Here is a 20,447-nt window from a genome sequence, read left to right as displayed (position 1 = left end):
CCGAGCGGCCTCGGCAACCTTGAACCCGCGCTCGATGTCTATCCCGACCGCCCGGCGCGGTGGTCCGCAACACCGGCCGCGGCCGCGCGCTGGCGCGGCTGACCTGGGGCATGCCGACGCCGCCGCATTCCGAAGGCGCCGGATGCGCCGGACACCGGCGTGACGAACATCTGCAACACCGCCAGCCCGCACTGGCGGCGCTGGCTGGGGGTCGCGCATCGCTGCGTGGTCCCGGCCGGCCATCGTCACGCTGCCCATGGGCTTGCCCGCGCGCAGGGCGCAGCCGCTGCTCGGGACCTGAGCGCGCGCCGCGGAACCTTCTTTGCCGGCATCTGGACGGACTGGCACGGCACGCGCGGCTCGATGCAGACACCGCGACCAGGGCGGCACGAGCTCTTCGCCTTCCTGACCTGCGCGCCGAACGCCGTCGTGGCGGCTGTGCATCCCAAGGCCATGCCCGTCATCCTGACCACGCCCGAGGAGATCGAGACCTGGCTGACTGCGGACTGGCCTAAGCCGCAAGCTGCAATGCCCCTGCCGGCTGCTGTGCGCGCGGGCCTCTGCCGCGGCAAGGGCGGCACGCAGAATATCGATCTCCGAGGGGGTCTCCGACATGCTGAAGACTGTTTGGCGGCACTCTGGTGTCAGATCGTTGAAGTCTCAAGGCCGAGTTCAATCCGCTGCCGGATGGCTTCGTTTTCGGAGGGTATTCTGGTTGTCGTAACGGAAGTCTGCGCTGCCGAGCTTGATCTTCGCTCAGGCTTACCAACTTCTTTACGGGATAAGTAGACGGCTTCGACATACCACCGAATTAACCAATCTCACATCTATTGACAATCACTGATATAATGCATATCACTTATATCAGGCCGAGAAGAGGCGGCAACCTCCCCTCGGCCCTAATCACGGTCACCCGTGTTTCAGTCGGCGGCCTGGAGGGGCACAAGATGTCGCGCCTTCGCTGAGCGGCTCGAAGCCCCTGCTCCTGTTCCGCATACGTCGGAGACGCGGCGCTTGGCGTGATGCAGCGGGCGCTTGGGGCGTGGCTCGAGGCCGAGCGGGATCTGGCGCATTCCGGCAGCTGGGATCCGGCCTGCGATCACTGGCTGCGCGATGCCGAGGCCGCGCGGGCGGCGGTCGGGGCGGCGCTGGATGCGCTCTGCGAACCGCTGCCGAACGGCTTGAGGACCGGCCGCTGTTGCGGATGCGCGGCTGACCCGGGCGCTGGCGCTCAGCGAGGATGGCGCGAATTGCCCCCTCATGTCGTCGGCCGCCCGCTGGCGCTGCTGCGCTGCCCGGGCGGGATCGCGGCACGGGCAGAAGTTCTTTCAGAAGCACGGCCGCGCAGGGGCTGACCGCCTAGCATCGACCATGCGCAGGTGACCGACGGCAAGGCGTCGAGATCATGCCCGAGGATGTTCCGGCCTGATGCGGACGGTGGCGATGGCTTCGCATGCAAGCCGCCCCACGTTGCAGGCCTGCGCCTGGTCCGCATCACCGCCTGCGCCAAGAACAACACCGACCGCAAGGTGCGCGAGGGGCTTTACTCCACCGCGGACGACGGCGCGGTGACATCATTCGCCATGGCCGGAAACACGTTGCGCTTTCCCCGCATCCAATACCATTGGCGTTATCGTGCCATCGGGCTGCGTCTCGCCGCGCCCCGTCGCCCCCACGCATCCCGCTGACGGGCTGGTTCTTCTGTTCCACCCAAGCGTTCGCCCGCTTTCCCCGGCCCGGTCCATGCGATTGGCGGCAATTTCGCGGAAACCTTTCCACATGTTCCGGTCGCCTCGGCGCCGCATCAAGGAAGCTGCGCTGCTGGACCTGCGGCGGCGGCGTCATTGCCAACTGTTAAGAACATTTTGGGAACGCCTTAGTCATTTCCGCCGCATTGCCTGGCGGACCGGCTTGCCGTAGGCACGACGGAAGGCCCTTGCTTAGCGATGACGCATCAGCATAACCGGTTTCGCGCACCCTGCGGGCCGATCCTGTCGCGCCAGTTCGGCAGATTGAATGTGCATCATGTCATACTCCCCCATGGGCATTCAGACCTGCCCCGAAAAGGCCGCACCCCTCCCGGCGCGGCGCTTTGGTATGGTGATCACCCCAAAGCTCCGCCCATATCTAGGCGCCACTACTGATTTCAGGTCCATTGCTTTACATGATGCAAATGATACAAAATTTGCATTGGTCATTGGGAATGGCCGGCTCGGGATGAGCGAATCGGAAAAGCTGCTTTACCGCTCGAACCTGCTGGGCTCGGACAAGCGGGTGCGAACTACCTGGCTCGGCTACAGCAGCGCCAACCGGTCTTGCGCCACCGCCCGCTCGGTCTGGCAGGATACAGGTCGAGGTGCTGCGCGTGCTGGCATGGCGTCGGGTCATCTCGCCTGCACGGCGGACAGGCCGCGCATAGCCGCCTGACCCGAGTCCATGTTGCGGTTCCACAGCGCCAGCGAGGTGTCCTCGATAGGCGCGGACGAGGCGATGCCCGCGTTCGACACCAGAATGTCGATGCCGCCGAACTCGACCGCCATTTCGGCATAGGCCGCAGAGCCTCCGGTGACACATTCGCGCATTTCGCACTCCCGCGCCGCGCCTTGGGCTCCGCTCACTCCTCCGTCACCGGCAGCGCCGATGTCCCAGCATCAGCAGCCCAGCGTCCTCGAGCGCCTCCAAAGAAAGCGCTCGCACCGCCACCCCCGGATGGAGCTATCTCGCCCATAAGCTCTTGCAGCGCCTTCACGATCACGAGGATCCGCCGGAATCGGATGCGGATGCGACCGATCACCCCACCCGCATGCCAAACCCCACGCCCCCGGCCCTGACCAGCCGCACCCTGCTGTGTGCCTGAGCGTGGCCAGCTTCGGCAGCTAGGCCGCCGTCTATGCCACCAGCACGCCCAACGCCATCACGCGGCTGCGCGGCGTCAGCGCCGAAGACTGGCCCGCGCTGAACCACGGCCTGCCCTGCATCTTGCCCGCAAGCTGGCAGAACCGCGGCAAAAACCCCTGGACAGCTTTCTCGACCCGGCGACTGACGCCGCGCAGGTGGGCTATCAAGTTCGGCTGTCGGGGACGACCCGCCGTGCCGGCTCACTAGCGGCTGATCGGCTTTACATAGCGCCGCACCTTCTCGCCGAGCCAGGCCGGCGGCGCCCGGCCCGAGCCACGCGCAGCATCGCATGCGGTCGCCGTTCGCACCCGTCGACGCGCAGATCCTGCGGCGGTTCTTCGACGGCATCCTGCTGCACCAGATCCTGCAATGGCACCATCTGCTGAGCCTGGTGCCCGGCATGGCGGACCTGCGCCTGCAGGTGCTATGGCGGCAATGATCACGGACAATGACGCCCTGCGCGCGGCACTTCTAGATGTACTGATCGAAATGCCGGCGCAGCTTCTGGCAACCCAAGAAGGGCGAATGCAGTTGATTGATCACTGCCAGCGCCATGGCCGCCGATCTGCAGCTTGCGGCGGTGCTGGCCGCGGCCGAGGGGCGCGACTTCGTGCTGATCGGCCCGCCGGGCACCGGCAAAAGCCAGACCATCACCAACATCATCGCCGACCAGCGGTTTGGCCGCCGCCCGGCCAGTTTCGGCGAATGGCAGGCCGCGGGCCATCATGGGCGATATGCGACGGCCGCGCGTGGTGTCGAAGCCTGCCTGCCGGCACCTGCCTGCGTGCGCGACGAGTTGACGGTCTATGGCGACGGCAGCCAGACCCGCAGCTTCTGCTATGTCTCGGACATGGTGGCGGGGCTTCTGGCGCTGATGGAGGCGGATTTCGACGGGATGGAGCCGGTGAACCTAGGCAATCCCCCGAGTTGATCGATCCGGCCGTGCGCGCCCGGGCCGCTTGCCCTGCGCTGGCCGTGCCGCTGCCCGGTGCCGAGCGCTGGCGGGCTGCTGCCCGAATTTGCCCTGCCGCCCAGCCTGCCCGCTGCGCGCCAGCTGTCCCAGCGCAGCATCTCCAATATCATCCACGCTGCGCGCCGCGAAGGCCGCCGCGCCGGACGTCGGGGACGGCAGAGGATCGCACGCGGTTTTAGGCAAGCCGCGCTATACGGAACAGCCTTCACGTCCGCCGCACCGTCTGCTGGCTAAACCTTGACAGAGCCGGCACTCGCGCTGGATCGAGCGGCGGCCACGTCCCGCATCCGCCGCGCCCCGCGCGCCGGGCTGATGCCGATCACAGCGATCTGCTGGCCGACTGATGGCTGGCCGCGTCGCCGCGGCTGATCTTCGGCACGGTCAGCTCGGGCGCCGGCGGCCCCGACGATCCGATCTGGCGCTCGCACCGAGCGATTACGAGACGGATGGCACGCGGGCGTTGAAGATCGTGTTCTGGCTGGGCGAGACAGCAGACTGACTGCGACCCGGTCACCGAAGACCGCCGTTTGTCGCTTCTGAAATCCGCGGACGCAGGCCATGCAGATCCTCACCCCGCATCATGCCCTGCTCGAGGACATGGCCAAAACCCTCGCCGCCCGCCGCGAACTCTCCGGCCAGGAGGCGGCAAAATGGCTCGAGCAGGTCAGGACGAGCGACGCCGTGGCCGCAGCACCCGAACCCGCAAGCGCGCCATCATCGCCCGACGCCTCTGAGCCCCGGCCTGCCGAACACTCTGAGGAACGCCGAACCCGACAACCAGAACGGACAGATCAAAGCTCCACATGGAACTTCTATCTCCGTTTTAGCTGTAATGCAATGACCGTCGAGGTCCCCATGCCCAAGCCTCGGTCCCAGACCGCAGCGGGAACATGCCGCATTCGCCCCATGCACCGGACCGGACATAGGCATCCGCCCGGACCAGCGACCGCCGCGCCGCCAGCCCGGGTTGCCACCGCAACCGGCCAAGCCCACCTCGCGGCACGAGCGATTCCGCCAGCATCACCATGGGTCAGGTCAAGCGGCGGCCATGAAAGACCACGTTCCGGCGCACCCACCACAATGCTCCCTCGACGGTCTGTTCATGGCGGCCGGAACCGGGATCGGCGGCAATTGTTCCCGAATCGGTGGCAGCAGCGGATGGTCGAGCACATATTCCGGCCGTTTCTCGCTTCCAGCATACGCGCGAACGTCAGGGGAAGATACGGCACAGCTCCGGAGCGTCCGTGCGATCGACGCCAGCTCCGGCACCGAGTTGTTCCAGCTCGGCGGTCGGTCGGCATGGGTCATCCGCCAGCAGAGCTGCAGCGCCGCCATGCGAAGGTCAGCCAGCCCGGGTCAGGATCGGCTCGCGCCAACGCGTGCGGCCCGCTTTTGGCGAAGCAGCTCATGCTGCGCCGAGATCGAGGGATTGTTGACCTGCAAGGCTGCCGCGCGCCATCACTGCCGCAGTCAGCCGGTCCGCCTCGGAAGTGTCCGCGGCCGGAACGCCGTCATGGCCAGCTGCGTCAAAGCCCGGCCGCAGCTGCGTGCAGCCGGTGCCAAGACGTATCCGGCGCAGCCAGCACCTCCGGATCGCGAGGGGGCCAAGTTTTTCCATCCCCTCCTCATTTGCTTATGTCGCGGGGTTACTTCTCATTGGCCTGTGCGCCATGCGTCGCTCCATGTAAGCATGTTGATCCCGCGCAGCAAAGCGAACGTGTCTATATCGTTTCGGGACGGGCGATACACCGTCGGTAATTCAAAGCCTGGCGCGGCGCAACATCCGCTGGCGGCAATACGACAACTTCCTGCTGGCCGAAAACCGCTGGCGCGCCGCCCCTAGCGTGCCAGGGTTGATCGACTTTGGCCGACCGCACGCATCCGGCTCGCACGACCGGGCACGCGCGCCCCTGTCGACCGTGGATCTGCTGACCATCCTGGGCGTGGCGCTGATCACCTCGAAAGGCGCGCATGGGGCAATGTAGTCGATGGCGTGGCCTGCTGTTCGCCGCGACTTTGTGGCCTGATTGTCAAGCACAACGACTCGATGAGAGGGTGTCATGGCAAAGGTCCAGAGCCGCAGGGCTTCGAAGAGACGCGCCTCGACCAGTTCGAGCTGACGGCGCCCGCGTGGCGCGCAACCAGTGCCGGCATGGGCAGCGCGATCACGGCACAGCCCGAGGTCCGGAACCGCGCCTTCTGCCATGCAGGCAGCGGCGATGCCGACATGGGCGCGGCCTTCGCGATAGGTTTCTGCGCCCGGCCCGGCCCATGCTCAGGCCGCGGCAGCGAAAGCCGCGCTGTCGATCAGCGCAGTCCCGCCAGAGATCGTCGTATCCTCCAGCGCCGCGCCGGGCTGCAGCGCGTCCTCGGCGCCTTGCGCAGCTGCGACATGCGGCGCGGCCCAGGCACGCCCGACCACCAGATCTCAGATCGGCATCTCACCCCGGTCGCGGCGGAAATGCGCGATCTGATATCGCAATGTGACCAGCCGTTTCGACCGAGGGCTGGGCCCCTCGCATCCATAGGGCTCGGCATGCAACCGACAGACAAGGCCCATAACGAACCCCGACCTTGCCATCGCTGCGCCGGCCCGACGGCAGCAATTTCCCACGCCGCTTTGTGCTGCGGGTGGTTTCACGCATGGCCACAGGCCCGATTCGCCGCGCACTGACGCGCCACCGAACGAGGCGGTACCGTATCACCGCACCACGCGCCGGGTTGGTTTTGCCCCCATCGGCGTCAGCGACGATGGTCAGAAGACCTATTTCCAGATCCGCTCGTCGCCTGATGCCAGCAAGGCTGGACCGTCGCAGGGATCTATGTCCGATGCCGCACCCGCTTTCCGGCCATCGACGCGATCCCGGTGGCCGGATCCGCCTCGCCCGGGGATTTCTCGGTCGAGGCGGTCGTCGCCGAAAGCCCGGACCTTTACGTCATCCGCCTCCGGCTCTTCGACGCCGTCTATGGACAATGTCGTTCCTCGGCATCCCGCTGATCACCGTGGCCGAGGGCGAGATTTCCGAGCTGATATCGGGCGAGTTGGACGTCCGCACGCTCTATCTGAAGGACCTGTCCTTCTTCGGCTGCACCTTCCAGGAGGACGAGATCTTCGAGAATCTCATCGGCTATATCGAACGCGGTGAAATCCGGCCGAACGTCTCCAGCACCTATCCCCTGGTGCGGATCGTGGACGCCACCAGGCGCTCGATAATCCGCTCTCCGACATACGCCCCGGGGCAATCGTCGGCGATCGCCGCAGCGCTGATGATGAAGGCATTGCGTCACCCGACAGCGGCAAGGGGCAGGCACCTGGGGGCTCATCGACGATTTCAGGGAATTCGAAGCGCGGCAACGGCATCCTCAACAACGAGATGTATGTCGGCAGGATCGTCTGGAACCGCCAGCGCTTCGTCAAGGATCCCGATACCGGCAAGCGTCAGGCCCGGCTCAATCCGGAAGAGGACTGGGTAATCCAGGAGGTGCCGGAACTGCGCATCCTCGACGACGATCTCTGGCAGCCGGTCGAGCTGCGGCCGTTTACGAAGCGAGCCACTGATCCTGTCCGCGAAGACGCGCCCGGCCCCGGCCGCTTGGAGGGCGTCGGTTTGAGCATCGAGGGTCTGATCATCCGTGGAAACACGGGCATAGCCGAGGATCATATCGCTCAGACTACGGCTGCTCGACGGCGCGCAACAAGGGCACCTGCGATAACCGGATGAACATCCGTCGCGACGAGCTGGAGGCGCGGGTATTGAACGCGCTGCGCACCCGCTGCTGCATCCCGACCTTTATCGCCACATCCGCGAGAACAAGCTGAAGGTCTGGATCGACTGCCCCGATCCCGGCTGGGGCGGGGTGATGGGCAACGCGCTGGATCGCGGCATCGGCTATACGCTGGGCATCTATCGCGACCATTGGCAGGCGCATTGCGGGACGGCCTGTATCATCCGTCGATGAAGGCGAAGATGGCCATTTCGAAAGCCGGAAGGCCCAGTTGACCGTCTCTATCGAAGACACGCCCGAGCCCCCGGCCCTTCGGCTGCACCCGGCCGTCGGACTCTATGGCGAGCAGATCGCCAATCTCTCGAAAGCGAGAACCGATCTAGACCTGTCCGCAGCTTATTTCGCTGATTCCGCGACAGCCTGACCACCAGCGATCCGCCTGCACGGCCTGCTCCGGGCGCTAGCTCAGAAGCCGTTGTGATCTGACTCGTTGGGGGATGGCCGGAATGCGGGCTTTGTCGGAAGCTGACATGACAAAGCCCCCGCGTTGGCGGGGGCTGGTGCTGGTTTTGGGTCGGTCGGGTTGCGGGGGCCCGCAACCCGCGATACTTGCGATTGGTCGAACGCAAATCCCGAAGCTCGCAGCCGATGCACCCATTCTGAGCAGGACAAGGTCGCTAAACATCAGCCCCGCCCCCACCAACCAGCCTGTTACGGCCGGTGCTGCGCCCACCGGGGGCCCGCTTCTCTAGCACAGCTTGCACGGATACCGCCCGAGAACATGCCGCGATGCGACGCCGGCAACCCCTCGAATCGCGAGGCTCTATCTTGCTTGCTGATCTGGTGATGGGCGGGGCGCGTCGGACGTAGCGGCTTTGGTCGGATGAGGAGATGCGGTCGATCTGTTTCCGCCGGCGAGCGAGGGCGTCGTGGTAGGCGCACTTGGCACAGCCGATACGGCCGCGGTCCAGTTCGTAGCCGTGGCAATAGGGGCAATGGAACACGGTCCTGCCCCAGCGCTCTGCCAGGCCCGGAATCTCAGGCAGGATGTCACGGACGCCGACGGCAAAGAGCAGACGCCTGCCCTCATGTCCGGAACCGTCCTCCAGGGTAACGCGGCACTCCCTCTTTGCCGACAGCGGCAGCGGTCCTGAAGCCTTGGCGCGGCTGATCCGGGTCTGGACCGGATGATCGCCTTTCCGGCCGGGGTGCGGGTCTGGATTGCAGGCGGGGTGACGGACATGCGGTGCGCTTTGGAGTTAATGGCGATCATCTCCTGCCAGTCCCAGTAGGAGCGGCGGGCGCCGCTGCTCTTGGAAAATCTTGCACTGGTCCAATGTCTTTCGCGCTTACGGCATTAAAACTGCGCTTTGTACACCGCGCTTCATTCCTCCTTGGGAACCCTCAAGCCAGCCGCCGACGAGAGGCTCGCAGATCGAAATTTAAAACCTCCAAAACCTACAGCAATACCTCCTTCATCACAAACAGCAACTCTTCAAAAATATTAAGACACACGAATAGGGTATCAAATACCGAAGCGATATCAGGTTCGCGCCAGTCATACGATGGTTAGAATTTCAAAGCTGCAAACGCACTGATCCGGAGCCGCCAGGTCAATCTAGGGCGCGTGATTTGCCTCGGCGTTCACAGCCCTACTTCCGACCTTGTCAGGCTCTCGGCCCAGCGCCGTGGACGACAGTTGGAGATAGTCGACACGATCTGGCCTTCGAAGCCATCGTTGCTCCCCGACGCCTCAGGTCCGCGAATCGCCCTAGATGACGGGTGCTCTGGAGGATCATGCCGGGATAATCCCAGATAGCCTAGCTGGTATGCCTGTCGAGGTCGCGATCAAATGGCGATCGTCGTTTCATTTTCTTGGACATAGGCACCGGCCGTGAAGACGGTGAAGCCGCTCACGTTCAGGTCGGCGCGAGGAGCACCCGGAGCAACGGCCAGAAAATCCATCGCCCGGTTGATGCCATGATGCTGACGCGTTGACCAACGCGCCTCGGGGAAATGTCAGCCGCCAACCCCACGCTCAGTGTGCAGCCCGGCCTCGGTCGTCGGCGATGGTTTTTCGATTCGTTCTCCGCCGTGGTCGAGAGTTTGGAGAGATCGCCCCTGTCGCAACAGGGTGTATTGTTCGGTCAGTGTCGTGGTCTTGCCAGCGCCGTTGGCGCCCAGAAGGGCGACGACCCCGCGCCGGGGTACCGTCAGGGACAGGGCATGCAGAACCATCGCCTGCACGCGAATAGACCGACCTCGAGTGCGTTCACGCCGGGATGTGCTGTGTTGTGGTCATAAGTAGTCGTCATGTTGTTACGGTTTTTCTGCTTGTTGCTGATATTCTTGTCGTCATGGCTGCACTCGGCATTCGCATGGTCAATCGGATGCAGCTGCCCGATGGGGTCACTCCCGAAAAGATGAAAGATCTGACCCGGTGCGTCCACTTGCCGCCGGTATCCCAGGACGGGTTCGCAAGTCTGGTTCCCGCCACCCGCCCGATGATGGATTATCAGGTCGAGGGCATGAGCCGCTTTTTCGATATCGACCGGCAGGACCGCTGACATGGCCGAGATCGAAACTGCCGTCGTTATCGGCGGGACCTCGGGCATCGGCAAGGCCATCGCCTTGCGCTTTGCCGACAACCTCGACAATCCGGCCATTCCATGGCTCCCTCGGCGACATCGGCGAAGTGTGTCGTTGACCGAGCGCATGAAGGGGTTGCGCGACATGGCGGCGACCGCCAGGTGAAAGTTCAGGTCCTCTTGCGCGACGGATTCGCGGCTGTGCCGGGGGTTGTCGATGCGCGCGGCGATGCCGAACAGGGCTGCGATTTCCTCGGCCGTGGCGTCGGCGCGGGGGCCCGGGCCCCGCGGCTTGAAGCGCGTCTACACCTTATCCCGATTGATCATGCTTTCGCCGAGGATCGGTCGCGCGGCGGATCATACCAGGCATTCAGCCACACGACGTTGACCGGCTTGAGGTCCGGGTTGACGCTTTGTGCGCCCAGAACATAGGCTTGAGGATGCCCAGGACTTCCGGCAGCGTGATAGCGGCCACGACGCATGCGTGCTGGTTTTCGCCGCATTGCGGCCCTTTGCCAGCGTCTATCGGCGCATCCTTGACGAGGCCATCGAGGTTGTGGCGCGGCCGTTGGAGAATCTGGTCTCGCGCTTCGGTCTTCACCACGTCTTTCGCCAGCGCCAGAAGCTCCTTCAGGAAGTCGATCGACAGCAGGAGACCCTGCTGATGCCGGTTCTTCAGGTCCTCCAGGCGCTCGCCCAGCGCCTTGAACTTCGGATTCCCCGCATGCTTCCGTAGTCCCGTCTGGACGGTGCCGACCTCATGGGCTGCAACGATGCTGCGGCCACGAACACGCCGAATGGGCACGAAAGTATCCGCTTCGGTTCCTGACCGATAGAGCCCCGGCCATGCATGGCGGTTTGCACCCGGCACGGGGCGAATGATTCGATCCTTCATTGCTCCTTTCGTCCCCCGTCTCATTTCAGCATGTATCTTTGGCCCAGCGAAACCCGTTCCGCCGGGGGGCTATCCGCCGCCTCGCCATCAATGCGGACCTCAAAGTTCGGGCAGGGATGTCGCGTCGGTCTGGAGGACAACCTGTGGCTTGGAAAGGGTCAACTGGCCAGCAATCGCCGCGAACAGCTGGCTCGAGATGCCAGAACCGCAATGGCCGCCACGTGCCGATCGCAACCGGCGCGCGATCCGCCTCCGGCCGGCGTCAGGCCGTCCGCCACCTGGCGTCAGGCTCGTCGGGCATGGCGCTCGCATGACCCTACATGTCAGCGCCTCTGCGGTCCGTAAAGCCGGCCATGCCTTCATCGGCAAAGCCCAGGTAGCTCGCCTTGATCTCCGGATCAGAGGCCAGCTCGGCGGCGGGGCCATTGCGCATCACCCGGCCGTTTTCGACAAGGCAGCCGTGGGTTGCAAAGCGCAGGGCCACAGCCGCTTTGTCGGAACAGGATCGGCCCGGCAAGAGGCATGTCCGCCGGATGGGGGCGATCAGCTTTGATGCAGCTTTGATGCAGTGAAGCATCTTCTGCTTTGCCGGGTGGAGCGCCGACCACCGCGCCTGGACCTCGACTGCTATCCCTACCTGCCGAAGGCCACAGTCGAGAAGACCAGGGCCGTATCTTACATGCGGCTACTCTCGGTCGGTGCGGAGCATGAATGATGCGCCGGAAATGACGGCAAAGGCCACGGCTGCCGCGAATGCCATCATGCCTTCCACGGCCAGGTATGCCCCTGGCTTCTCTGCCACTGCTCGTCCTTGTTGGCGGCAATGTTGATCGGGCCGTCCGCGGTCGCGAAGGCGCCCGCCAGGACCCATCTCAACTTCGGGGATTCGGCCCTCGTGATGGGCCTTTCTTAGATACCCATCCGCGACGCCGAGGTAATAGCTCGCTTCACCGGCTGAAAGATTCCGGCGCTGCAGGGAACTAAGCCTGCCGCTGCCCGCTGCCCTGTCCCCGTATCCTGTTTCGCATGAATGTCCCGGCTTGCCGGACCCACGAACGGAGAAGACATCGTGAACCGGCGGCAACTAAGCCTGTCGCTGGCATGCCGTTCCGCGGTCGTCGACGCTGAGCTTGTGCTGATCGTGGCAACGATCTCGCCCACTCCGGCCATTGCACCGGCGCGGCACCGCGAACAGCAGCGTGATCCAGCCGCCTTCGTCGCTCCAGCCTGACATCGACCGTCAGCCTGTCGCCGCCGAAAACTGACCCGGCGGCATTCTGGACATAGATCAGCGCCGTATCCTCATCGGCAAGAGGCAGGACGGCCGTCGTCGTCAGGGGATAGCATTGCCGCCGACGGGCAAGCCGGGTCCGGCCCCCGCCATCGCGGACCAGATGCAGCGACAGATGCCCCTCGTGATTTTAGCGCCCGCAAGAGCAGTTGCGGCATAATGCCCGCGATTTGGTCAGCATCTGCGTCCCGATGATCTCGCTGGCGTTGAAGCGTGTCGTCAGCGCAGCTCGATCCCGGCCCACGCCGCCCCCGCGATCGTGCCGGCAAGCCTCGCCGACATAGACGGGCGAGAAATTGTCGAACTGGTCCTGATAACGGAAGGCCGCGACCACCGGAATGTCGCTGGCCTCGGCAAAGGCTTGCAGGGCCTTCTTGCCGGCATCAGACCAGTTGCAGCCGCCGATCAGGATCAGCGGGCGGCCTCGTCACCACCTCGGAAATGCTGTACGCCGATGCCAGCGGATCAATCAGCAGCCTTATAGGACTTCGGGGGCCGGGCGCTCCAGAAAGCCGAACAGGACCATTGCTAATCACACGCTTATCGGCTAGAACGCCATAATGATCATCAGCAGCAAAGTATTGATACTGTTGAGGATCCTCGCGGATCGCCGTATGCGGGCAGGCCGCCGTCACACCGACGGCTTCGAATTCGTCGAATTCGCCCATCCCAACTCTGCGGTTCTGGACCGGGTCTTTCGCCAGATGGGCTTTGTTCCGGTCGCCCGGCACCGGACCAAGGACATCACGCTGTATCGCCAAGGCGACATCAACTATCTGCTCGAGTTCCTCGGAGATCTGAGGATCGCCGTCGTTGCCCTGCGCGAAGGGCACCACCCGCGCCGCGACCATCGCCGCCGCCCCGCCGCTCGATCCTCCGGCGCTGCGTTCGATCAGGATGCGGGGCTCCAGCAGACTCGCGGCCAGCACGAGCTTCTGCAGGTTGCCGCCCGAGGAGGCTGGATGCGATCGATTGCCGGTCCTCGGTAACGGAATCCATGCCGTAAAGCTTTGTCGCCGATTCGTTCTGCGGCCGTCGCGATCAATCTGTTTCGGACCTGCCGTGCGGGTGGACGGTAGGTGATGCAACCATTGTCTGCACGTCTCATGGTAGGCGACCGTGGCGCGCCCCAGTCGTGCTGTCGGGAACGGGGTCACCCCCGTCGCGCCGCCGCGTCGCCGGCGACAAAGGCCGCACGGGGCCGGGCCGAACTGCGCCAGTCCGAACTTTGCGCCAGATAGAACCGCGCCAGCGCCTCGGCCTGGCCGTGACCGGCAAGGCCGGCAAGGCCGACGATCTCGCCGCGCCGCGCCTCGATCCCTTCGGGGGTGCGCAGGATGGCGGCGCTCTTGTCGCCCAGGGCGCGGGCAAGCGCGGCGCCTCGGCGTGGCGGGCGTCGGGATGCCCTTCCCGGACCGCCGGGGCGGCCTTCCGGCGATGTTCATCTGGTTCTCTCCCCAGGCTGGCGCGCGCATCGTCCGACGGCGCAATGGCTCTCCCCGCCAACCTGCAAGAATTGATACGAACGTTCCATTCATAAGTCAAGCGGTTGAAGCGGCGCCTCGCGCTCCGGTAAAAGCGGAGGGCCGGTCCGTGCCGGGAACCTTGCCACGAACAGGAGACGGCTTGGTTTGCATGAGGCGCGGATGATCTCGACCAGTTGCTTCACCGGCACGGGGTTGAAGGTTATTGCATCGGTCGCGATCGCATCTGCGGGTCTGTGTCTTCTGCCTGATTTTCTATGGCTATGACTGGGGGCGTCGGAGACTGGACCCGCCCGCTCGATTTTCCGCGCCCCCATAACTGCTGGAAAGCCCTTCCATCAGCCCAGCATCTCGGCCAAGCTGCGAAAGCTGACCTTTTCGCCGTTGACCTCAAGGCTGGTGACCCCCTTGCCGATCATCCTGCACAGCGTCTGGTACTGCTCGACCGTGTACATGCCTAAAGCCACTTTCCTGTTCGGGGCCCCAGACCCACACCGGACTGCCACCGGACGTGCCGAATTCTTCGAGGTCCGCACTTCGAAGTTCGTCTGGGCGGTGCGTATTGTTCTGCTGTGGTTTTTGGAGGCTCCTCACCTTTTTTTACGTCTGGCGCATTCTCGATGTGTACGCCGATCTTGCGACGTAAGCCGTGTTTTTGTTCTTTCTGCAGGCCTGATCGGTTGAAACGCTAAGCTTATCGGTCCGCCGAAGCTATCGCCATTTCTGGTATCAAGGCCAACAGGGGACGAATGGATAGAGACTTTCTGCGACCTTGGGTAAACCAAGGATCAACGCCACCCAAGGATGAACGCAACCTAGAAGAATGAAGCTTCGCAATCGGTGCAATCGGTCGGACGAGGAATTGCAGACCGTCAACGGAGAGCTGACCCACCGCGTCTCCGAACTCGACCGGGCCAATTCCGACCTGAAGAACCTGCTGGAAGCCACGCAGATCGCCACGGTGTTTCTGGACAACGATCTGCGGGCCGCGCACTTCAACAGCGCACGCGTGTTCGAGACCGACATCGAGGCCGCGACACCCATGTTGCGCAGGTATTCGCAATGAATGGGCGAGACGCTGCGCAGATGGGCATAGGACAGGTCCAGCGGCCGGCCCTGGGCCCCGGGCAGGATCGGGACCGGAGCAAAGGACACGTCCCGGTCACCGGATGTGCAGACTCCGGTCGGGCGAAAGGCCTTTGGACAGACCGGATTATCCACGCCAACACCTATTTCACCCGCGCCATGCTGCAGACGGCTGGCGAGGACTTCGACGGCAAGCGGGTCGTGGTCTCGGGGTCCGGGAACGTCGCGATCTATACGGTCGAGAAGGTTCAGGAATTCGGCGGCAAGGTCGTCGCCTGTTCGGACAGCAGCGGCTATGTCGTCGACGAACGGTCGACATCGAAAGCGGCATCGATCTTGCGCTGCTGAAAGGAACTCGAGCTTTTATGAAGCAACTTTCTCGGCTCCTGAGACCAGTGGCCGCGGTCTTGGCCAGCGGTGCGCTAGCTCTCTCGCTAAGCGTATCTGCGCCATTTCTGGCGATGCTGCTCGCCCGATTGCACGCTGGTGCATGTGCAGTGTCGCGGTCATTCCAACCTTCTTGACGAACCGGCGTCGCTGGGCACGATACGCGCGGTCCTTGCCCGCTGCGACCAGCGCTGAAATCCTTCCGCTGCGGGAAGCGTGCTTGACCGAACAACCGCATCCAACGTCCGTATCACGGCTGGGAATATGCCTCGGCGTTCACAGCACTACTTCCGACCTTATGCCGGCTCTCGTCCCAGCGACGCGATCGCCGAAAAAGCAGAACCCGATCTGGCCTTGCCTCCGCATCTAGCGTCCTGTCATCTGGATCGCACAAGAAACGCTGGAGAAAAATTGATGACACTGGACTCACGCGCCTTCGGGAAAACCCCGAATTCAAGCGTCAAATCATCGCGGAGCCCTACAACTGGGACAGCTCGGCCGAACGCCGCTGGGAAAACTTCACCGAATGACCTGGTTTTACGGCCGCCGTTCGCCTATGTGCAACCGGGCACTCTCTATTACCTCGGCATATTCGGAACCGGCGATCGTGCCCGGTGACCGCGTGGCGGGGCTTCGCTTGCTTCATGGAGCCGGGCCGCGACATGCCGGCTCGCCGCTTCGTACTTTGCGGCGCCGCGCGTAGCGGGAACTGTCGGACTCCATGCCGTTCGCGTCAGCATGTCATCAGGTTTCGTGGAAAGCCTCCTCCTTCTCGGACCCACTTCCAGGCCGTTCTCACTGATACCAGTCGACCCATTTCAGGGTTTCCCATTCGACTTGCCCGACAGACTTCCAGGGTCCGAAGAACTTGATCACCTCGGTCTTGAACAGACCGATGATGCTTTCGGCGAGAGCGTTGTCATAGGAATCCCCCACACTGCCGACTGAGGTATCGATGCCTGCCTCAGCCAGTTCTCGGCCAGTACCGGAGATGGCTGCGCGAACTCCATTGCCACGGCAAAGGGCGAAGAAGCGTTCAAAGCGGCACTGTTCATTGACGTCTCCGAAGCAGGATGCCGGCATGGCGAACTTGAAGATTCTATGGCTCTGAGGCAGTGTGTGGAGGTTCGCTTGGCGTCTGTCATCGGCATCCGGCGGAGAAATGCGACTGGACCCGGCTGCTGGGCCATGACATCGCCTGGAAATCCCCAAGACCTGCATCTCCGTGTCGAGCGACTCCCGGCCTTTGCCGGTGACCAGCGGCTGGGATATATCTGGCAAGCCTTCGCAAGCCCGACTGGCCCCCCGCAGCAGTGGCTTCGGATATCTACGATGTCGATCGCCTGGTCATGAACAACTGAGCAATTGCGCATCGGGATGTCCGGGCATGCGGTCGTTCGGATATACGGATCCGCGGCGACCAGCGCATTATCGGGTTGATCTTCATTGCGTCTCCGGTGCCAGTGCTGTTTAGGTTCTATCTATGGAATGTCCATCGGAGGCTCCAGAAGCTTGAGGCCAGCGTCGATGTTCCAAAGTCCAAGGGCTGAAATCGCAGAAGGCCTGTCAGCGCGCCTTGAGCCTTGTCAATGTTCTGGTTCGGACCGTAGGGATTCGCGTTCCGCAGGCTCACCGTCGACACCGGGCTGTTCACGACCACGGTCACAATAAAGCCTCAGGTAGAAACTTTTTCGCGGTCATACGCTTGCGAGGATACCATAGGAATATTGGATGATGTTCGTCATTGAAATGTACTCTACCGTGCTGTGAATGCCGGTGTGACATATTATGTTCTCGAACGGGAATACCGGCTAGAATTATGCCCTGACCACTGATGAGGTTATGCAATACGATACGATGCCATTCTGTTTGTTCTTTTCGTGGTGCGGGCCAACAATGCGTATTTTTAGTTAGCGCGATTGCGCAGGTCTGCGATCAGGTCGTCTGCGATCAGGAATTCTTGCCACGCTGAGCCCCCATTCTGTTTGCGACAGAACACCGGGATGCCCGGCGGGGTTCACCGCTCGCAATTATTTCAACGCGGGCGTCCGCACCGCTCCGAAGCGGCGGAAGACCCCGGCCATGGCGAAGCCTGCGAGGACCGTGGCAAGCCCGCCTTGCAGATGCGCGCCAAAGCCATGCCCGGCGGTGCCCGCCTCGGGGGCGCCCGTCCCAGGACATAAGCGCGACCGTCTTTCCACCGCCGTGGCGGACGGCTTTGTGGAAGCAAGTCGCTTGCCCTGGGGCAGACAGGCGCCGCTATCCAGTCGATCGCGTCAGGGTCGATCGGTCAGACTGCATGTCGGCGCCACGTCCGTCATCCTGCAAACTGAGGCTGCGGAATGCGGTCTGGCCTGCATTGCCATGATCGCGAGCCATTACGGCCATCGCATGGATCTGCCGGCGATCCGGCGCAGGTTCTCGGCCTCAATGACAGCGCGACGACGCTTGCGGAACTGCTGCACGGTCCGGTTCCTGCTGGCCAGTTGCACCTGGCCACTCGGGCATTGCGGCTGTTATCTCGGGATACGGAGAGAAATCGCCGCGGTTCCGACAACATCGTGGCATTCGGTTGGCGGCTTGGCGGCCATCACGGATAAAGGTCGAACGCTTACCATGTATCGAGCTTTCTGCTCGGTAAACTATTGTTGTTCCCAATCTAAGTGTGGGGCATTGGAGAAACAGCCAATTCCTGGGGCTGCCACGCTGGATGACCGTTTAGCGGCGGACCAGTTGACGGCGGCAGTGCCAGACTTGCGCAGCTGCATGATGCGATGATCTATCGGCTGGACGAGACCAAGGCCCGGACCGAAGGCCATCAGGCTGCTGCGGATCATCGACGAACATCCGGTCGCCAAAGATCGGCCGACGGCTGGCCGATATCGATCCGTCGATCGCGGATATCCGCGCGGTGCCGGTGTGCTATATTATTGGACTTGCCGAAAAGGTGGCATCGACCTGGCAACCGTTTGTGGATCGCTCTTATCTGGCCTACATGTCGCCTGCGAGCTGCTTATGCCGCTGAACAGCATGCTGATCCTTGCCCAGGACCTGGCAAGCAATGCCGAAGGAAACCCTGAACATCAACGTACAGATCGAGGCGGATGAAGGCGGGCACGCCGCGCAAGATGAACAGATCTGGTCAGCGCATGAATCGTCTGTCAAATTGAGCCTGGCGACCATTGATGTCGCATTGGCGACGGACTCGTCCGTCAATACTCGCTCTGGTCGCCCCCACCGACTGCTGCTATCATATCGGCGTGAAGCGCGGGACGAAGGCCGCGGCGGATCTGTTGCGATAGCAAGGCTGAGCGTAGGCACTAGATGCGCGGTTGGCTGCCACGGGGCGGCTTCGTGCTTGCTCGGACGAGCGCCCCGTCATCCTGCTGGTGGCGGTATCGGCATCACCCCGGCGCTGTCGATGCTGCACGAACTGGCGCAGGCCGGTGCCCGCCGGTGCTATTTCATCCTTTCGCCCGAAGCGCCGACACAATGACCTGGATCACCGCCGCCACCCTGGACGACATCGAACAGGAAGGCGCCATCCGTTTCGACCACGCCGGCCGCACCTACGCGATCTTTCGCGCGCCCGACGATAGCGTTTACTGCACCGCGGGCCTGTGCACGCGAGCGAGCCACTGGCAGGATATCGGTCTCGAAGCGGGTCCCCTGTCGCAATGGCTGCGTGATGGTCTGATCATGGCAGGCTTCGAGGTGGTGCTGCTGGAAACGCGGCATGTGAAGGCGGCATTGTCGGCGATGACCGTGAAGACCGATCGCAAGGACGCACGCGGGATCGCGCAATTGCTGCGCATGGGCTGGTTTCGTCCTGTTCATGCCAAGTCTGGATGCCACCAGGCCCTCAGCGCGATTGCTACCGCCTCGATCCGGCACGAGCAGGAATCAGGGACGCCTGATCCTGCCTTGCGTGTCGCGAAGCAAGGGCAAGAAGCAGGTGCTGGTCCTATGACGTAACACGGTCGCGTATCACTTGAGGGAGCTCTCAAACCGAGTCCGCCTCTGCATGATCAGCCCCTGGCCGGCGTCTTTCGGTCGAGGACGTTCACTAGCGCGTCCGGGCCTGGCCGTCACGCTGATCCTGACCTGGGTGTTCGCCTGGAACGAATATCTGCTGGCGGACCGGACGCGAAACATCGACACGCTCACGCTGAGACTGCTGCGCTGTCAGAATCGAAGCCCGGCGCCCCGAAGCACGCGAAACGGAGGGATCATGGCCGCCATCTCGACCAGTGTCGAGGGCTGAAAACACAGAAATGGCGGAGTGGTGAATTTCGAGAACCACAAGCCGGGCTTTCCTGCGGGCACAGGAAATACGTCCGGCAGCCATAGACGGCAGCACGTGTCGGTGATCGCCGACAACGACATCGCCCTGTGGCGCGGGAGACGTGACAGACCGCCTGGTAAGCAACAGCCGCCCTGACTGGGGCATCGACAAGTCGCCGGCTCGTCGGGGGCTCTATCTGAACGCCGGCTGGTGCTATGGCGGCTTCAAGGCCACCCCGGCCTCGGGCTATGCCTTCGCGCATCTGCTGGCCACCGACACGCCGCATGACACCGCCAAGGCCTATCGGCTGGACCGGTTCGAGCGCGGCTCATCCCATCGACGAAAAAGGCATGGGCGCGACGCCCAATCTGCACTGAGGGCCAAACGATGGCATGATCCCCCTTGCCCCGGCTACCGAACCGACGGTTTCGCGAAAGCTCAGCCGGATCGGCGCGGCGCGCCCCGGCACGCCGTCGATGGCCGCGTCCCGAAGTGGAGGGAAACAGATCATGGGCGTATACTGGATTCTCTATTTTGTGGCAGCTGGGTCCACACCCGGCCTGCGGCTTTGTGATCGGCGGATGTCGCGATCGCCGTCGGCAAGCTGTCCACCCGGTCTCGGCCGGTATCGGGTCTGGTTCGATGATGACGATTGAAAGCCGCTTGTCCATCTGCCTTCCGACAAGCGAGGAGAAACACTATGACACCCGACACTTTCAAGCCGCGCTGTCGCAACGCGTATGCAATCGGTCGCCTGCCCGCTTTCGAAGGTGCGGATGCGACACCCGTCCGACTGCTTTGCAGGTTACGGTGAACGATGCCGCACCGGTGAAC

The 20,447-nt window shown here is 63.3% G+C and carries 19 protein-coding genes and 10 pseudogenes; 18 read left to right on the top strand and 11 right to left on the bottom strand.

Annotated features, from left to right (window positions below):
• Positions 1 to 159 precede the first annotated feature (159 nt).
• Positions 160 to 789, top strand: coding sequence for an SOS response-associated peptidase family protein (locus DPM13_RS20700; protein ID WP_189654896.1), 630 nt, complete (start codon positions 160 to 162; stop codon positions 787 to 789).
• Between the two features lie 590 nt (positions 790 to 1,379).
• On the top strand, positions 1,380 to 1,688 hold the full coding sequence (locus tag DPM13_RS22880) for a hypothetical protein (RefSeq protein ID WP_223252481.1): 309 nt from the start codon (positions 1,380 to 1,382) through the stop codon (positions 1,686 to 1,688).
• Positions 1,689 to 2,435: 747 nt separating this feature from the next.
• On the opposite strand, the pseudogene DPM13_RS09330 reads toward DPM13_RS22880, so the two are convergent.
• Positions 2,436 to 2,558: pseudogene (locus DPM13_RS09330) on the bottom strand (SDR family NAD(P)-dependent oxidoreductase); the annotation flags it as partial.
• 629 nt (positions 2,559 to 3,187) lie between these two features.
• On the opposite strand from DPM13_RS09330, the gene DPM13_RS09325 reads away from it, so the two are divergent.
• Both DPM13_RS09325 and DPM13_RS09320 read left to right on the top strand, forming a co-directional pair.
• The gene (locus DPM13_RS09325) at positions 3,188 to 3,337 is read left to right on the top strand and encodes a DUF2243 domain-containing protein (protein ID WP_223252480.1); all 150 of its coding nucleotides are present in this window, start codon (positions 3,188 to 3,190) and stop codon (positions 3,335 to 3,337) included.
• Positions 3,338 to 3,451: 114 nt separating this feature from the next.
• Positions 3,452 to 3,829, top strand: coding sequence for an NAD-dependent epimerase/dehydratase family protein (locus DPM13_RS09320; protein WP_112887895.1), 378 nt, complete (start codon positions 3,452 to 3,454; stop codon positions 3,827 to 3,829).
• A gap of 1,447 nt (positions 3,830 to 5,276) precedes the next feature.
• Here DPM13_RS09320 and DPM13_RS19730 read toward each other — a convergent pair.
• Positions 5,277 to 5,489 carry a hypothetical protein gene (locus tag DPM13_RS19730; protein ID WP_145963345.1) on the bottom strand — a complete coding sequence of 71 codons (213 nt, stop codon included), beginning with the start codon at positions 5,487 to 5,489 and terminating at the stop codon, positions 5,277 to 5,279.
• Between the two features lie 235 nt (positions 5,490 to 5,724).
• Here DPM13_RS19730 and DPM13_RS25025 point away from each other — a divergent pair, with 235 nt between their 5' ends.
• Positions 5,725 to 5,856, top strand: a complete 132-nt coding sequence (locus tag DPM13_RS25025; protein WP_262983288.1) for a hypothetical protein — start codon at positions 5,725 to 5,727, stop codon at positions 5,854 to 5,856.
• A gap of 290 nt (positions 5,857 to 6,146) precedes the next feature.
• Here the strand turns inward: DPM13_RS25025 and DPM13_RS20695 are convergent, their stop codons facing one another.
• Positions 6,147 to 6,293: a hypothetical protein gene (locus DPM13_RS20695; RefSeq protein WP_189654895.1), complete on the bottom strand. Its 147-nt coding sequence runs from the start codon at positions 6,291 to 6,293 to the stop codon at positions 6,147 to 6,149.
• A 444-nt stretch (positions 6,294 to 6,737) separates the two neighbouring features.
• On the opposite strand from DPM13_RS20695, the gene DPM13_RS25020 reads away from it, so the two are divergent.
• On the top strand, positions 6,738 to 6,869 hold the full coding sequence (locus DPM13_RS25020) for a hypothetical protein (protein WP_262983287.1): 132 nt from the start codon (positions 6,738 to 6,740) through the stop codon (positions 6,867 to 6,869).
• Between the two features lie 376 nt (positions 6,870 to 7,245).
• Positions 7,246 to 7,338 (top strand): annotated as a pseudogene (locus DPM13_RS25015) (hypothetical protein); the annotation flags it as partial.
• Positions 7,339 to 7,431: 93 nt separating this feature from the next.
• On the opposite strand, the pseudogene DPM13_RS25010 reads toward DPM13_RS25015, so the two are convergent.
• Positions 7,432 to 7,533 (bottom strand): annotated as a pseudogene (locus tag DPM13_RS25010) (recombinase family protein); the annotation flags it as partial.
• A gap of 41 nt (positions 7,534 to 7,574) precedes the next feature.
• Here DPM13_RS25010 and DPM13_RS26885 point away from each other — a divergent pair.
• Positions 7,575 to 7,691, top strand: a pseudogene (locus DPM13_RS26885) (hypothetical protein); the annotation flags it as partial.
• Between the two features lie 1,925 nt (positions 7,692 to 9,616).
• Here the strand turns inward: DPM13_RS26885 and DPM13_RS26880 are convergent.
• Positions 9,617 to 9,835, bottom strand: coding sequence for an ATP-binding cassette domain-containing protein (locus DPM13_RS26880; protein WP_397246329.1), 219 nt, complete (start codon positions 9,833 to 9,835; stop codon positions 9,617 to 9,619).
• A gap of 119 nt (positions 9,836 to 9,954) precedes the next feature.
• Here DPM13_RS26880 and DPM13_RS20685 point away from each other — a divergent pair, with 119 nt between their 5' ends.
• Both DPM13_RS20685 and DPM13_RS20680 read left to right on the top strand, forming a co-directional pair.
• Positions 9,955 to 10,164, top strand: coding sequence for a hypothetical protein (locus DPM13_RS20685; RefSeq protein WP_189654893.1), 210 nt, complete (start codon positions 9,955 to 9,957; stop codon positions 10,162 to 10,164).
• Between the two features lies 1 nt (position 10,165).
• Entirely contained in the window at positions 10,166 to 10,351 is a 186-nt protein-coding gene (locus DPM13_RS20680) for a hypothetical protein (protein WP_189654995.1), read from the top strand.
• Here the strand turns inward: DPM13_RS20680 and DPM13_RS26875 are convergent.
• Both DPM13_RS26875 and DPM13_RS20675 read right to left on the bottom strand, forming a co-directional pair.
• Positions 10,345 to 10,404 (bottom strand): annotated as a pseudogene (locus tag DPM13_RS26875) (hypothetical protein); the annotation flags it as partial. The gene DPM13_RS20680 and the pseudogene DPM13_RS26875 overlap by 7 nt on opposite strands.
• Before the next feature lie 151 nt (positions 10,405 to 10,555).
• Positions 10,556 to 11,080 (bottom strand): hypothetical protein, encoded by a 525-nt coding sequence (locus DPM13_RS20675; protein WP_189654892.1) that lies wholly within the window; start codon positions 11,078 to 11,080, stop codon positions 10,556 to 10,558.
• Here DPM13_RS20675 and DPM13_RS26870 point away from each other — a divergent pair.
• Positions 11,036 to 11,425 (top strand): 3-keto-5-aminohexanoate cleavage protein, encoded by a 390-nt coding sequence (locus DPM13_RS26870; RefSeq protein ID WP_112887891.1) that lies wholly within the window; start codon positions 11,036 to 11,038, stop codon positions 11,423 to 11,425. The two genes, DPM13_RS20675 and DPM13_RS26870, sit on opposite strands and share 45 nt — an antisense overlap.
• Here the strand turns inward: DPM13_RS26870 and DPM13_RS20670 are convergent.
• Both DPM13_RS20670 and DPM13_RS25975 read right to left on the bottom strand, forming a co-directional pair.
• The gene (locus DPM13_RS20670) at positions 11,397 to 11,564 is read right to left on the bottom strand and encodes a hypothetical protein (protein WP_189654994.1); all 168 of its coding nucleotides are present in this window, start codon (positions 11,562 to 11,564) and stop codon (positions 11,397 to 11,399) included. The two genes, DPM13_RS26870 and DPM13_RS20670, sit on opposite strands and share 29 nt — an antisense overlap.
• Positions 11,565 to 12,501: 937 nt before the next feature.
• Positions 12,502 to 12,738, bottom strand: coding sequence for a hypothetical protein (locus DPM13_RS25975; RefSeq protein ID WP_317616444.1), 237 nt, complete (start codon positions 12,736 to 12,738; stop codon positions 12,502 to 12,504).
• A 247-nt stretch (positions 12,739 to 12,985) separates the two neighbouring features.
• On the opposite strand from DPM13_RS25975, the pseudogene DPM13_RS09255 reads away from it, so the two are divergent.
• Positions 12,986 to 13,153: pseudogene (locus DPM13_RS09255) on the top strand (hypothetical protein); the annotation flags it as partial.
• Positions 13,154 to 14,193: 1,040 nt separating this feature from the next.
• Here the strand turns inward: DPM13_RS09255 and DPM13_RS26865 are convergent.
• The gene (locus tag DPM13_RS26865; RefSeq protein ID WP_397246180.1) at positions 14,194 to 14,310 is read right to left on the bottom strand and encodes a phage head-tail joining protein; all 117 of its coding nucleotides are present in this window, start codon (positions 14,308 to 14,310) and stop codon (positions 14,194 to 14,196) included.
• 368 nt (positions 14,311 to 14,678) lie between these two features.
• Here DPM13_RS26865 and DPM13_RS26860 point away from each other — a divergent pair.
• A pseudogene (locus DPM13_RS26860) lies at positions 14,679 to 14,825 on the top strand (hypothetical protein); the annotation flags it as partial.
• 275 nt (positions 14,826 to 15,100) lie between these two features.
• Entirely contained in the window at positions 15,101 to 15,289 is a 189-nt protein-coding gene (locus tag DPM13_RS25005; RefSeq protein ID WP_449579272.1) for a hypothetical protein, read from the top strand.
• Between the two features lie 840 nt (positions 15,290 to 16,129).
• Here DPM13_RS25005 and DPM13_RS09230 read toward each other — a convergent pair.
• Positions 16,130 to 16,300: pseudogene (locus tag DPM13_RS09230) on the bottom strand (integrase core domain-containing protein); the annotation flags it as partial.
• A gap of 1,110 nt (positions 16,301 to 17,410) precedes the next feature.
• On the opposite strand from DPM13_RS09230, the gene DPM13_RS26855 reads away from it, so the two are divergent.
• The 4 genes and pseudogenes from DPM13_RS26855 to DPM13_RS09205 all read left to right on the top strand — a co-directional run.
• Positions 17,411 to 18,106 (top strand): cysteine peptidase family C39 domain-containing protein, encoded by a 696-nt coding sequence (locus DPM13_RS26855; RefSeq protein WP_112887887.1) that lies wholly within the window; start codon positions 17,411 to 17,413, stop codon positions 18,104 to 18,106.
• A gap of 283 nt (positions 18,107 to 18,389) precedes the next feature.
• On the top strand, positions 18,390 to 18,824 hold the full coding sequence (locus DPM13_RS19720; protein ID WP_145963344.1) for a ferredoxin reductase domain-containing protein: 435 nt from the start codon (positions 18,390 to 18,392) through the stop codon (positions 18,822 to 18,824).
• 152 nt (positions 18,825 to 18,976) lie between these two features.
• Positions 18,977 to 19,172, top strand: a pseudogene (locus tag DPM13_RS09215) (IS110 family transposase); the annotation flags it as partial.
• A 625-nt stretch (positions 19,173 to 19,797) separates the two neighbouring features.
• Positions 19,798 to 19,990 (top strand): annotated as a pseudogene (locus tag DPM13_RS09205) (sarcosine oxidase subunit beta); the annotation flags it as partial.
• Between the last annotated feature and the right edge of the window lie 457 nt (positions 19,991 to 20,447).

Source organism: Paracoccus mutanolyticus, from assembly GCF_003285265.1.
In the GTDB taxonomy this organism is placed as follows: Bacteria; Pseudomonadota; Alphaproteobacteria; order Rhodobacterales; family Rhodobacteraceae; genus Paracoccus; species Paracoccus yeei.
Note: the sequence above shows the minus strand (reverse complement) of the source record. Positions and strands in the feature narration are given on the sequence as shown.

What these genes read in the sequence shown, in the direction of transcription:
- DPM13_RS09320 (WP_112887895.1), top strand. Translation starts at nt 3,452, where the DNA reads ATGGCCGCCGATCTGCAGCTTGCGGCGGTGCTGGCCGCGGCCGAGGGG.
- DPM13_RS26880 (WP_397246329.1), bottom strand. Translation starts at nt 9,835, where the DNA reads ATGGTTCTGCATGCCCTGTCCCTGACGGTACCCCGGCGCGGGGTCGTC.
- DPM13_RS09325 (WP_223252480.1), top strand. Translation starts at nt 3,188, where the DNA reads ATGCGGTCGCCGTTCGCACCCGTCGACGCGCAGATCCTGCGGCGGTTC.
- DPM13_RS25005 (WP_449579272.1), top strand. Translation starts at nt 15,101, where the DNA reads ATGCTGCAGACGGCTGGCGAGGACTTCGACGGCAAGCGGGTCGTGGTC.
- DPM13_RS19720 (WP_145963344.1), top strand. Translation starts at nt 18,390, where the DNA reads ATGCCGAAGGAAACCCTGAACATCAACGTACAGATCGAGGCGGATGAA.
- DPM13_RS26855 (WP_112887887.1), top strand. Translation starts at nt 17,411, where the DNA reads ATGGCGAAGCCTGCGAGGACCGTGGCAAGCCCGCCTTGCAGATGCGCG.
- DPM13_RS26865 (WP_397246180.1), bottom strand. Translation starts at nt 14,310, where the DNA reads ATGTACACGGTCGAGCAGTACCAGACGCTGTGCAGGATGATCGGCAAG.
- DPM13_RS26870 (WP_112887891.1), top strand. Translation starts at nt 11,036, where the DNA reads ATGGCGGTTTGCACCCGGCACGGGGCGAATGATTCGATCCTTCATTGC.
- DPM13_RS20675 (WP_189654892.1), bottom strand. Translation starts at nt 11,080, where the DNA reads ATGAAGGATCGAATCATTCGCCCCGTGCCGGGTGCAAACCGCCATGCA.
- DPM13_RS20685 (WP_189654893.1), top strand. Translation starts at nt 9,955, where the DNA reads ATGGCTGCACTCGGCATTCGCATGGTCAATCGGATGCAGCTGCCCGAT.
- DPM13_RS19730 (WP_145963345.1), bottom strand. Translation starts at nt 5,489, where the DNA reads ATGGAAAAACTTGGCCCCCTCGCGATCCGGAGGTGCTGGCTGCGCCGG.
- DPM13_RS20680 (WP_189654995.1), top strand. Translation starts at nt 10,166, where the DNA reads ATGGCCGAGATCGAAACTGCCGTCGTTATCGGCGGGACCTCGGGCATC.